This is a genomic window from Luteolibacter sp. Populi (assembly GCF_040801775.1).
In the GTDB taxonomy this organism is placed as follows: domain Bacteria; phylum Verrucomicrobiota; class Verrucomicrobiia; order Verrucomicrobiales; family Akkermansiaceae; genus Haloferula.
On record NZ_CP161812.1, the window covers coordinates 20,229 to 32,528 of the forward strand.

Genomic DNA, 12,300 nt, shown 5'->3' on the forward strand with positions numbered 1-12,300 from the left:
GCGAAACGGTAGAAAACGCCCTGCTGTCGGACAACTCAAGCGCTGATTCCGTCGCCATATCACCCTTTCGAGTAGGGAGCCGCTTGCACCCCTTGCAGAATGGTTTAGATTCCTTAAAGTTCACAAACCTCAACCGGTGGTATGGTTTGCCGTGAAATCATACCGTATGTGGTGTTGATCGCCGCAACGGCTTTGTCAGAGGGATTTCCGGGGTAGTCTGCGCCTTGTCCGGAGTCCCTCCCGGGCTGAACCTCTAACCCGCTTCTGTCGCATGTATTTAAAATCGCTGGAGATGCACGGCTTCAAGTCCTTCGCGGACAAAACGAAGATCGAGTTCCACAAAGGAGTCACCGGCATCGTCGGCCCGAACGGCTGCGGCAAGTCGAACGTGGTGGACGCGATCCGCTGGGTGCTGGGGGAGACCTCGGCCAAGGCGCTGCGCGGCGGTGAGATGGCGGACGTCATTTTCAACGGCACCGAGAAGCGCAAGCCGCTCGGGATGGCCGAGGTGACGATGACGATGGCCGATTGCGAGGCGGCGCTGAAGGTGGACTACAACGAGGTCTCGCTGACCCGCCGGGTCTTCCGCGATGGCAAGTCGGAGTATCGGATCAATGGCACGCTCTGCCGCCTGAAGGACATCCACGATATGCTCATGGATACCGGGATCGGCCGCACGGCGTACTCGATCATGGCGCAGGGCCAGATCGACCAGATCCTGTCCTCGAAGCCGGAAGAGCGGCGGATGGTTTTCGAAGAAGCGGCGGGGATCACCAAGTACAAGCGCGAGAAGAAGGAAGCGCTGCGCAAGCTGGAGTTCACCGAGGCCAATCTACTACGGGTATCGGATGTGCTGGCGGAGCAGGAGCGGCGCATGAATTCGCTCAAGCGCCAGGTTACGAAAGCGCGCCGCTACAAGTCCCTGGCGGGCGACGTGCGGGTGCTGGACACCCACCTGGGCCACCGGAAGTTCGTGGAATTCACCGCCGAGCGCGATGAGCTGAAGACTTCGATCCGCTCGCTGGATGCGACCGAGTCCGAGCTGGAGCGCCTGATGGCGCCGAAGGAAGAGGCAGTGGCGGATGCCCGCTACAATGCCCGCAATTTCGAAGGCGAACTGGCGGACCTGCGCCAGCAGCTCAACGCGCACCGCAATGCGCTGTCCGCGGCGCAAGGTCGCGTGGCTTTCAACGAGGAGCGCAAGGCCGAACTGGAAGGCCGGATCTCGCAGAACCGCGAGGAGATCGAAGGTACCCGCGAGAAGCTGGCGCAGCAGGAGTTCGACGTGGTCGCAGCCAACGAAGCTCTGGAGCAACTTGCCCGCCGGATCGCCGAGCAGGAGATCCAACTCGCCGACCAGGAAGAGCGCACCCGGATGGCGCGCGGCGGTCGCGAGGAGATCGAGGCCCAGCTTCGTGAAGCCCGCGCCGAGGCGAATCGCGCGCAGACGATCATCGCTGCGATGCAGGCGAAGATCGAGAGCTCGCTGGCCCAGCTTGAGACGACCCGCGAGCGGGCCAAGATGCTGGCCGATGAGGAGCAGCGCCTGAGCCTGGAGATTGAGGAAGCGAGCGAGCAGCGCAACCGGATCGCGACCGAACTCGACGAACACTCGGCCCGCACCAGCGAGCTGGAGGAGGCTTTCCAAAAGGCCGAGCGCGGCTACCAGCACACCCGCGGCGATCTGGATGCAGCGCGCACCGCGGCTGCCGAAGCGCACAAGCTGCTGTCCCAGCGGGCTTCGCGCTTCCAAGTGGTGAAGCAATTGGTGGCGAGCGGCGAGGGCTTCCAGAAGGGCACCCGCAAGGTGCTCGACGGACTCGACGATGCGGAGCGCTTCAAGCCGGGCATCCACGGGGTGCTGGCCGGATTCATCGAGGCGGACCGGACTTGCGCCCGCGCGATCGAGACGGCTTTTGGCAAGAATTTGCAGGCCGTGCTGGTCGCCGATGAGAAGCTGGCGGACGCGATCATCTCGCGCCTCACCGAGAAGCGTCTCGGCCAAGCGGCGATCCTGCCGGAGACTTTCGTCGGCCACTCGGTGAGCACGCAGATGGAAGCGGTGCCGGAAGGTGCCGTGGGTTGGGCGCTCGACAAGGTGAAGTCCGACCCGCGGGTGGCCCGGGTGGTGGAGCGCTTGTTAGAGAAGGTGCTGATCGTGCCGAACTACGCGACCGCGATCCGGCTGCGCCATTCGCTGCCGGACGTGACCATGGTCACGCAGGCCGGCGAACTGGTCGGCGCGGAAGGCGTGATTCACGGTGGCGATGCCGGCGAGGGCAACGTCTCGGTGCTCGAACTTCAGAACGAAGTCCGCGATCTCGAAAAGGAAGTCGCCGGGCTCACGGAAGCCGAAGCCGCGGCCCGCCAGCGCGTGACCGATCTCGAAGCGAGCCTCGCGCAGCTTCAGGAAGAAGTGGAGACCTCCCGCGAGCGCGTGCAGCGCCACAAGGTCGAGCTGTCCACGCTGCAAGGCCAGATCACGCTGGCGACCCGCGAGGTCGAGAGCGTGCAGACCAAGCTCGATAACGTGCGTTGGGAGCGCGGCGAACTCGATGCCCGCGAGCAAGCGGCCCACGACAGCCGCAGCGGCCTGGAGAACGAGCTGGCGATGGCCCGCGAGCGCCTGGAAGGCCACGAGGAAGACCAGCGCCGCCTGCAATCGCAGGTCGAAGGTTCACAGCGCGACGAAGCGGAACTGGCTCAGGGCCTCAACGAACTGCGGACCTCGCTGGCCGTGGAGCGCCAGACCAAGCATGCGGCGCAGCAGCAGCAGCAGCCGATGGAGGCACGCCTGAGCGAACTCCGCGAGCTTTCGATCCGCCGCGAGACCGAGATCGAGTCCTTCGTCCAGCGCATCGAGTCCGCAGCGGCGGAGAACGCACGCTTGGCCGAAGAAGTGGAGACCCACCAGGTCGAGTCCGAGGATCTGGCCGCGGAGATCGAATCGCGTGCGGCGCGCCGCAACGAGCTGATCGAGGCGATCGACAAGGCCGAGGGCGAGCTTTCCGAATCCCGCCGCAAGCACGCCAAGGCCGCCGAGCAACGCGGTCGCGAGGAGGTGGCGATCACCAAGATCGAGCTGCGTTTGGAGAGCCTGATCACGACCATTCAAGAGCGCCACCAGGTGGAGCTGGCGGCCTTCGAGCCGGATGCCCACGCGCTGCTTTCCTGCATCGCCTCGCAGAAGGCCCAGCAGGCACGCGGCGGCCGGCAGAGCCTCGTCGAGAGCGAGGACTCGGAAGACGAGGAGCCCGCGATCATCGTGGTCGATGCCTCGAAGGACGACGACGAAATGGAACTGCCGCCGATGATGACGGGCGAGCCGGATTGGACCTTCGTGGAAGCGGTGGTCGGCGATCTGAAGCGCCGCCTCGATTCGATGGGCCCGGTCAATGTCGACGCGATCGAGGAATACGAGGAACTCGAGGAGCGCTACAACGACGTGCGCTCGAACTACGATGACCTGGTGAGTTCGAAGGCGAATCTGATCGAAGTGATCGAGAAGATCAACGAGGAGACCCAGCGCCGCTTCTCCGAGACCTTCGCGCAAGTGAAGATCAATTTCCGGGACATGTTCAAGGAACTCTTCGGCGAGAAGGGCCAGGCCGACCTGTTGCTGGTGGACGAGAGCGATCCGCTGGAGTCCGGCATCGAGGTCATCGCCAAGCCGCCGGGCAAGAAACTGCAGAGCATCTCGCTGCTCTCCGGTGGCGAGCGCTCGATGACCGCGGTGGCGCTGCTGTTCTCGATCTACATGATCAAGCCGAGCCCCTTCTGCGTGCTGGACGAACTCGACGCGCCGCTCGACGAGTCGAACATCAACCGCTTCGTCAAGGTGCTCGACCGCTTCATCGACAACAGCCAGTTCATCATCGTCACGCACTCGAAGCGGACCATGGCCCGCGCCGACGTGATGTATGGCGTGACGATGGAGGAGTTCGGCGTCTCCAAGCCGGTGGGCATGCGCCTGACCAGCGCCGAAGACGTGGCCAGCAAGGGCGTGGCGACGACCGCGGCGCAGAAAGCCGCGCTGAGGCTGGATGCGTGATCCGGTGAACTAACTAACGATTCTTCCGACAGAAGAGGGATGGGGGACGGGGGGCATGCCTGAGTGGGTCTGCTTTCCGTCCCCCGAGTTTTTGAGGGGGGCTCCGTCAGATCGGTCCCTATCGGGTCCCGTCCGCGGGATGCCCCACTTGGAGCAGGGTCGGCTTCCCAGTTCATGACCTTTCTCTTTCCTCTTGCTGGCCGGTTGCCAGCGCTCCAACGTTCACTGAATAATGAACCTGTATCTCTCATCCTTTCGCATCGGCGAGTCAGGCGCTGACCTTGGAAAACTCCGAGGAACAGGCAAAGCTTTCGTAGTGTCCAATGCTCTCGACCATTCGCGGAACGTTGAACATTGCCGGAATGTTCGCGCACGCGAGATCGAGGATCTCAGGCAGTCGGGAATCGTTGCTGAATCACTTGATCTTCGGAAATTTTTCGGCAAGCCGCAGCTTCTTCGGGAACATCTGGAAGGAGCAACCATGCTGTGGGTCGTCGGCGGCAACACCTTCCTATTGAGGCGTGCCATGGCCCAATCTGGCCTTGATGCGTTCCTCGCCTCCAAGAAAGAAGATTCGAATTTTCTGTATGCAGGTTACAGTGCTGGCGCTTGTGTCCTGTCTCCTTCTTTGGAGGGCATCCATTTAGCGGACGAACCACAGGCGGAGGCGGACGGCTATTCTGGCGAAGTTCTGTGGAATGGGCTGGGTTTGATCGATTACTATTTCGTCCCTCATTTCCGCTGTGATCATCCTGAGTCACCAGCAATGGAGGACGTAGTTGCCTTCTATGATCTGAAGGGTGTTCCTTATCGGACTGCCGCAGATGGACAGGTCATAATCGATAAAACGCACGGCAGCGAACACGGCGGTGGAGACAATTCCGCTGCGCTCCGTGCCTCAGCTTTAGGAAAAGGTTCGGAAAGCTCCGCTTACGCTGGTGGATAGCTTCATCGGGCTTCAAAGCTAGTGTGAGGAATGGCCGAGAAGAAGCACTGAATGCAGCCGTCGCAATCCGTCCTAAATAGGTCCCACCATCAGCGCCGTGGCACCGCCCGGCAGAACGGTCCCTTACGGCTTTTGCCCGTCTTCGATCCGCAGCATCGCGACGTCGCCATCCACTCGATCGCCGTGATCTCACGGGTCGTCGGGGTGGCTTCTGCCGGGCGGTGCCGCGGCGCTCCCAGTGGAGCCGTCCGTCAGGCGGCAGTTCCACCGCCTCCGCGCCTTGAACGTTTTGCTACCGACACCCGCCTCCGACCCGCTAGCATCCGTCACGATGCGCATCTGTCCGAACCGTTTGCTCCTGTTCCTGATCCTGCCGTGGATCGCCTGGTCGGGGTGGCGGCCGCATGATGCGGTCACTTGGTGGCTGGAGACGGTGCCGGTATTCATCGGCCTCGTCGCGGTGGGGATCGCCGCGCGGAAGGGCTGGATGATGTCGAAGCTCGCACTCGTCCTCATCGGCCTGCACATGATCCTGCTGCTGGTGGGCGGGCACTACACCTATGCGCTGGCACCCCCGGGGGAGTGGATCAAGGGCTGGTTCGGCTTCGAGCGGAATCACTATGACCGGATCGGCCACTTTTTCCAAGGGATGGTCCCGGCGATCGTGTGCCGGGAGATCCTGGTGCGGAACCGGGTCTTCGCGCGGCGCGGTTGGCTGAGCTTCACGGTGATCTCCTTCTGCCTCGCCTTCAGCGCCTGCTACGAATTGTTCGAGTGGCTCACCGCGCTGGTCTCCAAGGAGGCCTCGGAATCCTTCCTGGGGACCCAGGGCGACGTCTGGGACACCCAGACGGACATGTTCATGGCCGGGCTGGGAGCCCTTTTTCCCTGCTGGTGCTGAGGGTCTGGCACGACCGCTCGATGGCGAAGCTACAAGTTCCCGCCCCGCGCAGTTGACGGCACGGCAATCCCGCCGGAATACTCCGCCGCCCCGATTTCTCACGCAGGACCATGGAAAACGTCATCATCATCGGCACCGGATGCGCCGGCTACACCGCTGCCATCTACACCGCCCGCGCCAATCTCACCCCGCTCATGCTCACCGGCACGCAGCCGGGCGGCCAGCTCACGACCACCACCGAGGTCGAGAACTTCCCCGGTTTCCCGGAGGGCATCATGGGCCCGGAGCTGATGATGAACATGCAGAAGCAGTCGGAGAAATTCGGCGCGCGGATCGAGTACACCAAGGTCGAGAGCGTCGAGAAGCGCGTGGACGGGACCTTCCTGGTCACCACTTCTTCCGGCAACTTCGAGTCCCGCACCGTAATCATCGCGACCGGTGCCGCGCCCAAGCACCTCGGCCTGCCGGACGAGCACAAGCTCATCGGCCGCGGCCTGACCTCGTGCGCGACATGCGACGGAGCCTTTTACCGCGATGTGCCGGTGGCCGTGATCGGCGGCGGCGACAGCGCGGCCGAGGAAGCGACCTTCCTGACTCGCTTCGCCAGCAAGGTCTATCTGATCCACCGCCGCGGCGAACTGCGCGCCTCCAAGATCATGGCCGACCGCGCGCTTGCGAACCCGAAGATCGAGCCGGTGTGGAACTCCACGGTGAGCGAATACCTGACCGATGCCGCGGGCGAGGTCCGGGCCGTGACGATCGAGAATCTGGTCACCGGCGAGAAGAGCGAGCTGGAACTCAAGTGCGTCTTCGTTGCCATTGGCCACGTGCCGAACAGCGGCTTCCTGACCGATGATCTGGTCGACAAGGACGAGAACGGCTACATCTTGCAGAATCCGGGCCGTACCTCGACCAAGACCGCGGGCCTCTTCGCCGCCGGTGACGTGGCCGACCACTACTACCGCCAGGCCGTGACCGCGGCCGGGCAGGGGTGTGCGGCGGCGCTGGAAGCCGAGCGCTACCTGGCGGACCACGAGTGAGGCGAAGGGCAGTCGCACAGCGACCGTGGACTGCGCGCAGCCTGCTGCCGCTGTCGGCAGGCAGCCTGCTGCCGTGAAGTACCTCGCACTGCCGAATCACGCTCCGTCCGCGGCTCGCCATTTTCCAGTGCTCCGCCTTTGCAGCGCCCTCTTGCAGCAGGCTGCACGCAGTCCACGGCGGCTGCGCCGCGGAAGGCAGAACGGTCCCGGGGGCAGGCATGCGGCGAAGTCGTTGGGGCCGCTCCGCCTTTGCAGCGCCCCTTGCAGCAGGCTGCATCGGGACAGCGGCAGCAGGCTGCGCGCAGTCCACGGCGGCTGCGCCGCGGAAGGCGAATCCTTACCGGCGTTCAAGGCAGCTCCGTTCCGCTATCTTCGGAGCGTGGGACGGGTTCCGCGCTTGGGACCCAGCACGGTAAAGGTCGCGAAGACCTTCCCGGCGCGATGATGGATAACCCGAAGCACGGTGTTAGGTTCGCCGGCCTAAAAATTCACCTCGAACCAGATGCCGGCGTAGAGCCGGTCGGTCTCCGGGCTACTCTCCATCGGAACCGAGGTGCCCACGAAAGGGGTGACGGCCACGCTGTCATTGAAGGCATAGGTGTAGCTCAGGCGCGCGTAAACGTCGTGCCAGCCGTCGCTGCCGTAGTAGTCGTTGGTGAAGCTGGTGCCGGCCTTGGCGGCGATGAAGGAGGAGCGGCCGAGAGGCTTCGACCAGGAGGCTTCGAGATTGCCATACCAGCCGCCGTCACCGGTGTCGTAGGCGACGCCGGTGCCGAGGTCCCAGTCATCGGTGAGGTGCCAGGTGAAGCTCGGGTTGATATCGACCCCGTCTTTGAAGAAGGAGTCCTTGTAGTCCCGGTAGGTGGTGGCCAGGCCGGCGGTCCATTGCTTGGCCTCGTAGCGGAGGTCGAAGAAGGCGGAGGCCTCGGCGAAGTCCTCGTCGCCGGTGGCGGTGCCGTAGTAGCCGCCGAGATTGAGGACCCACTCGTTGGAGAGGGCGATCTCGGCCTCGATCTGGACGTCGATGAGGTCGTCCGCGAGCTTGAAGCCGCGGTGGATGTATTCGCTGCGGTAGCCGGTGACGACCTCGATGCCGATCGGCGTTTCCTTTTCCGGTGTGGCTGGGGCTGCGGGGGCGACCGGCGTGTCGGTCGCTTGTCCAGCCAGGCAGGGGGAGGCGGCGGCGAGAAAGAGGATCAGGCGTTTCACGGCGCGAGCATGGCGGTGCGGGCGGGGGGCTGCAAGGGGAAGCGGACGAGGGTGCTCCACCCCGCAAAAGCAGCAAGCCGTCCTGTCAGGGACGGCTTGCTGGGAATCATTCTTCTCGCGCCCGGCGGGCCGGGCGGTCGCCTTCGGTCGCCTCAGGGCGTGGCGTGGATATCGGACTCTGCCAAGGTCGTGCGGAGCACTTCCTTGCGCAGGCTGCCGCCCTTGCGCTGGCTCCACCACAAGACCACCGGCGAGGCGATGAAGATCGAGGAGTAGGTGCCGATCACCAGGCCGATCAGGATCATGATCGCGAAGTCCTTCAGCGCGGCACCCCCGAAGATCGCGATGATCGCGACGGTGACGATGGTGGTCAGCGAGGTCAGGATGGTGCGGGAGAGGGTGGCGTTGATGGCCTCGTTCATCAGCTCCTTCACATCGGTCTCCTCGCTGGATTTGAGCGATTCCCGGATACGGTCGAAGATCACGATGGTGTCGTTGATCGAGTAACCGGCGATGGTGAGCAAGGCGCCGACGTGGATCAGCGAGAGCTCGCTGCCGAGCAGGATCACGATGCCCGCGGAGAGCACCACGTCGTGCAGCAGGGCGACGAAACCGCCGAGCGCGAAGGAGAACTCGAAGCGGAGGGTGATGTAGATCAGGATGCCGATCAGACCGAGGCCGAGCGCGAGCAGCGATTCCTTCATGAAGTCCGAACCGAGGGAGGCGGAGACGCCTTCGACGTTGGCGGCGATGGCGTAAACTTCATTGTCGCCGGACATTCTCTTCTCCGCCAGCAGCGGGAACGCCTCGCGCAAGGCGGCTTCGATTTTCGGCGCATCCCCTTCGGCGCAACGGATCGTGAGGAGTTCGCCGGTGATGGACTTTTCCGACTGCACGGAAGCGAGCTTCGCGGTCTCGACCTTGGCGACCGCGGTCTCGACTTCATGCGGGTCGAGGTGCTTGTCGTCCAATTGGAAGGTCAGGATGCTGCCACCGGTGAAGTCCACGCCGAGGCTGGACTCGCCGCGGTAGGCGACCGCGCCGACGCTGGCGGCGATCAGGATCCCGGAGATGACGTAGGAGAGCTTGGCCTTCGAGAGGAAGTCCCACTTGGTCGACTTGATCAGGTCGAGGAAGGTGAGCCTCTTGAGCAGTTTGAGATCGTTGGCCCAGCGGAATAGCACGCGGGTGACAAGGATCGCGGAGAACATCGAGGATAGAAGGCCGATGGTCAGGGTCACCGCGAAGCCCTTGATGCTGCCGCTGCCCACCCAGAAGAGGATGATGGCGGTGATCAGGGAGGTGATGTTCGAGTCGAAAATCGCGCTGAAGGCCTTGTCGTAGGCGGCGCTGATGGCTGTCTTTAGCGATTTGCCGGCGGCCAGTTCTTCACGCAATCGTTCGTAGATCAGCACGTTCGCATCCACCGCCATGCCGATGGTCAGGATCATCCCCGCGATGCCGGGCAACGAGAAGGTGAAGTTGAACAGCGCCATGCCGCCGAAGACCATCAGGCCGTTCACGGCCAGGCCGAAGAGCGCCACGATGCCCGCGGTGCGGTAGTAGATCAGCACGAAGAGCGCGGTAATGCTGAGGCCGACGATGCCGGACCACATGCCTTGCTTGACCACGGTGGCACCCAGCTTCGGCGAGATCTCGCGATCATTGATGATCCTCATGGGGTTCTCCAGAGGGTTCTTGAGGGCGTTGGAGAGGCTGCGGGCTTCCTCCAGGTTCGACTGGCCGGTGATCTCGAAATCCCTGCCGAGCGGAACCTTCTGCACCACCGGGGCGGTGAGAACCTCGTTGTCGAGCAGCACGGCGATGCTATCCTGCCCTTCTTTCATGTCCTTGGTCAGATTGATCATCTTGTCCTCGCCCGCGCTGGTGAGGCGGATGGACACGGCGACCTTGCCCATCTGGTTGTTCGGCCAGGCTTCCTGCACGTCCTTGCCGGTCAGGGCGGCGCGGTTGGTGAGGAGGACGTAGCTGGTGCGTTCGATGTCCTCATGCGTCTGCTTGTACTCGTAGGCGGTGTAGCCCGGCATGCGCGGGGCCTCGCGCTTGAAGATCCGTTCGGCGAGGGTAAGATTGCCCGGACCGTCCTGCTTGAAGCCGTCCTGATTGACGCGGCGGAGTTCGAGCTTGGCGACTTGGTCCAGGGTCTTTCTGACGCCGGGGGCATCTTCGGCGGCCACGCCGGGGATCTGGACCAGGATCTTGTCGGTGCCCTGTTCCACCACTTCCATTTCGGTGGTGCCGAGCGCGTTGAGGCGCTTCTCGATGATGCTCTTGGCCTGCTTGAGATCGTCCGGGGTGAGCGGGATCGGCTTGCCGGTGTCTTCGTCGATCTTCGGCTGGACCTGGAGGGTATAGGAGAAGCCGCCGACGAGGTTGATGCCGCCCTTCAGGTTCTCCTTCGGCGGGTAGATGGCGAGCGCGCAGAGGACGCAGGTGCCGATGATCAGGATCGTGCCGATGTTCCGCTTCCGGATCTCGACATCGGTGGCGAAGTACCAGAAAAAGAGGACCAGCAGCGCGAGTCCCGAAAGGAACAGGAGCATCGGGTCCTTGAGCAGCGAAGCCGCGAGAACGGTGGGCGTGAACATAACGGGAAAGCGTGACGGATGAGGCGCGCGGGAGGGGCCGGCGCGGATTACTTGGATACGGCGGCGGCGCTCTCCTTCTTGAGAACGGTGGCCACGGCGGGCTTGTCGAACTCGATCATGGTGCCTTCCGCGACCTTGAGGACGACGGTCTTGTCCTTGACGTTGTGGACGATGCCGTGGATGCCGGCGGTGGTGACGACTTCATCGCCCTTTTGGAGGGCGGCGAGGCGTTTTTCCAACTCCTTGCGCTGGCGCTGCTGCGGCCGGATCAGCAGGAAATAGAACATGACGATCATCAGCCCGAAGAACAGGAACTGATTGCCGAAAATCCCGCCTTGGGGCGGCTGGGTGTCTCCTTGCGCGAGGAGCAACTGGGAAAAGAACGTCATGCTGATTTCGATTGGGTATAGCGGCGGATGAAGGACTCCTTGAATTCGAGGAACTTGCCGTCGCTGATGGCCTCCCGCGCGTTAGCGGCGAGGCGGAGGAAGAAATGCAGATTGTGAAAGGAAAGCAACCGCAAAGCGAGGATTTCCCCGGCACGGAAAAGGTGGCGGATATAGGCCCGGGAGAAGCGTGCGACATGCGGGTGGGAACTCTCGCAGAGCGGGCGCTCGTCGCGCTCGAAAATGAGGTTCTTGATGTGGATCGGTCCGTCGAGGGTGAAGGCCTGGCCGTGGCGGGCGACGCGGGTGGGCATCACGCAATCGAACATGTCCACGCCGCGCCCGATCATTTCAAGGATCTGCGGCGGGGTGCCGAGGCCCATGGCGTAGCGCGGCTTGTCCTCCGGGAGGAAGGGCACGCTATGTTCCACGGCGCGCATCATCTCCTCCTCCGGCTCGCCGACGGAGACGCCGCCGATGGCGTAGCCGTCGAAGCCGATCTCGACCAGCTCTCGGGCCGAGCGCTCGCGGAGATCCGCCCAGACCGAGCCCTGCACGATGCCGAAGTGGCGCTGGATGCCGCTGCCGCTGGTGGGCCGGTTGGTTTCGACCCAGTCCTTGCAGCGCTTGGCCCAGCGGGTGGTGAGGCCCAGGGATTTCTCGGCGTACTCGCGCTCGCAGGGGTAGGGCGGGCACTCGTCGAAGAGCATGGCGATGTCCGAGCCGAGGGCGGCTTGGATTTCCATGCTCAGCTCGGGGGTGAGCATCATCCGCGAGCCATCGAGGTGGTTCTGGAAGCGGACGCCTTCCTCGGTGATTTTGCGGAGTTTGGCGAGGGACCAGACCTGGAAGCCGCCGGAATCCGTCAGCATCGGGCGCTCCCAGGTGGCGAACTTGTGCAGCCCGCCGAGGTCCTTGATCAGGCCGTGACCGGGGCGCAGCCAGAGGTGGTAGGTATTGCCCAGAATGATCTGCGCGCCGAGGAGATCGAGTTCTTCGGGGTGGAGGGTCTTGACCGAGCCCTGCGTGCCCACCGGCATGAAGATCGGGGTTTCCACGCTGCCGTGGGCCAGCTCCATGCGACCGCGGCGGGCAAGGCAGGAAGGATCGCGGGCGAGGACGTGGAACATCGGGGCGCGCGGTTTACGGGGAAACCAG

8 protein-coding genes are annotated in these 12,300 nt (G+C 63.6%); 4 read left to right on the forward strand and 4 right to left on the reverse strand.

The genetic code is table 11. The annotated features are described in order from the left end of the window. Positions 1-271: 271 nt before the first annotated feature. The 4 genes from smc (at position 272) to trxB (ending at position 6,938) form a co-directional block, all read left to right on the forward strand. Positions 272-4,051 carry a chromosome segregation protein SMC gene (gene smc, locus ABWK72_RS00100; RefSeq protein WP_367872738.1) on the forward strand — a complete coding sequence of 1,260 codons (3,780 nt, stop codon included), beginning with the start codon at positions 272-274 and terminating at the stop codon, positions 4,049-4,051. 232 nt (positions 4,052-4,283) lie between these two features. Continuing rightward, positions 4,284-4,997 carry a Type 1 glutamine amidotransferase-like domain-containing protein gene (locus ABWK72_RS00105; protein WP_367872739.1) on the forward strand — a complete coding sequence of 238 codons (714 nt, stop codon included), beginning with the start codon at positions 4,284-4,286 and terminating at the stop codon, positions 4,995-4,997. A 331-nt stretch (positions 4,998-5,328) separates the two neighbouring features. After that, positions 5,329-5,898 carry a DUF2238 domain-containing protein gene (locus ABWK72_RS00110; protein WP_367872740.1) on the forward strand — a complete coding sequence of 190 codons (570 nt, stop codon included), beginning with the start codon at positions 5,329-5,331 and terminating at the stop codon, positions 5,896-5,898. Positions 5,899-6,008: 110 nt separating this feature from the next. Continuing rightward, complete coding sequence (gene trxB / locus ABWK72_RS00115; RefSeq protein WP_367872741.1) at positions 6,009-6,938, forward strand: thioredoxin-disulfide reductase; 930 nt, start codon at positions 6,009-6,011, stop codon at positions 6,936-6,938. 480 nt (positions 6,939-7,418) lie between these two features. Here the strand turns inward: trxB and ABWK72_RS00120 are convergent, their stop codons facing one another. The 4 genes from ABWK72_RS00120 to tgt form a co-directional block, all read right to left on the reverse strand. Further along, positions 7,419-8,147 carry a hypothetical protein gene (locus ABWK72_RS00120; RefSeq protein ID WP_367872742.1) on the reverse strand — a complete coding sequence of 243 codons (729 nt, stop codon included), beginning with the start codon at positions 8,145-8,147 and terminating at the stop codon, positions 7,419-7,421. Positions 8,148-8,299: 152 nt separating this feature from the next. After that, the gene (gene secD / locus ABWK72_RS00125) at positions 8,300-10,756 is read right to left on the reverse strand and encodes a protein translocase subunit SecD (RefSeq protein WP_367872743.1); all 2,457 of its coding nucleotides are present in this window, start codon (positions 10,754-10,756) and stop codon (positions 8,300-8,302) included. A 47-nt stretch (positions 10,757-10,803) separates the two neighbouring features. Continuing rightward, positions 10,804-11,145, reverse strand: coding sequence for a preprotein translocase subunit YajC (gene yajC, locus ABWK72_RS00130; protein WP_367872744.1), 342 nt, complete (start codon positions 11,143-11,145; stop codon positions 10,804-10,806). After that, positions 11,142-12,272, reverse strand: a complete 1,131-nt coding sequence (gene tgt, locus ABWK72_RS00135; RefSeq protein ID WP_367872745.1) for a tRNA guanosine(34) transglycosylase Tgt — start codon at positions 12,270-12,272, stop codon at positions 11,142-11,144. Before tgt ends, yajC begins: the two co-directional genes overlap by 4 nt. Between the last annotated feature and the right edge of the window lie 28 nt (positions 12,273-12,300).

Bases quoted from the DNA above. Each gene is read 5' to 3' on its own strand.
- smc (WP_367872738.1), top strand. From the start codon at position 272: ATGTATTTAAAATCGCTGGAGATGCACGGCTTCAAGTCCTTCGCGGAC.
- ABWK72_RS00105 (WP_367872739.1), top strand. From the start codon at position 4,284: ATGAACCTGTATCTCTCATCCTTTCGCATCGGCGAGTCAGGCGCTGAC.
- ABWK72_RS00110 (WP_367872740.1), top strand. From the start codon at position 5,329: ATGCGCATCTGTCCGAACCGTTTGCTCCTGTTCCTGATCCTGCCGTGG.
- trxB (WP_367872741.1), top strand. From the start codon at position 6,009: ATGGAAAACGTCATCATCATCGGCACCGGATGCGCCGGCTACACCGCT.
- secD (WP_367872743.1), bottom strand. From the start codon at position 10,756: ATGTTCACGCCCACCGTTCTCGCGGCTTCGCTGCTCAAGGACCCGATG.
- yajC (WP_367872744.1), bottom strand. From the start codon at position 11,145: ATGACGTTCTTTTCCCAGTTGCTCCTCGCGCAAGGAGACACCCAGCCG.
- tgt (WP_367872745.1), bottom strand. From the start codon at position 12,272: ATGTTCCACGTCCTCGCCCGCGATCCTTCCTGCCTTGCCCGCCGCGGT.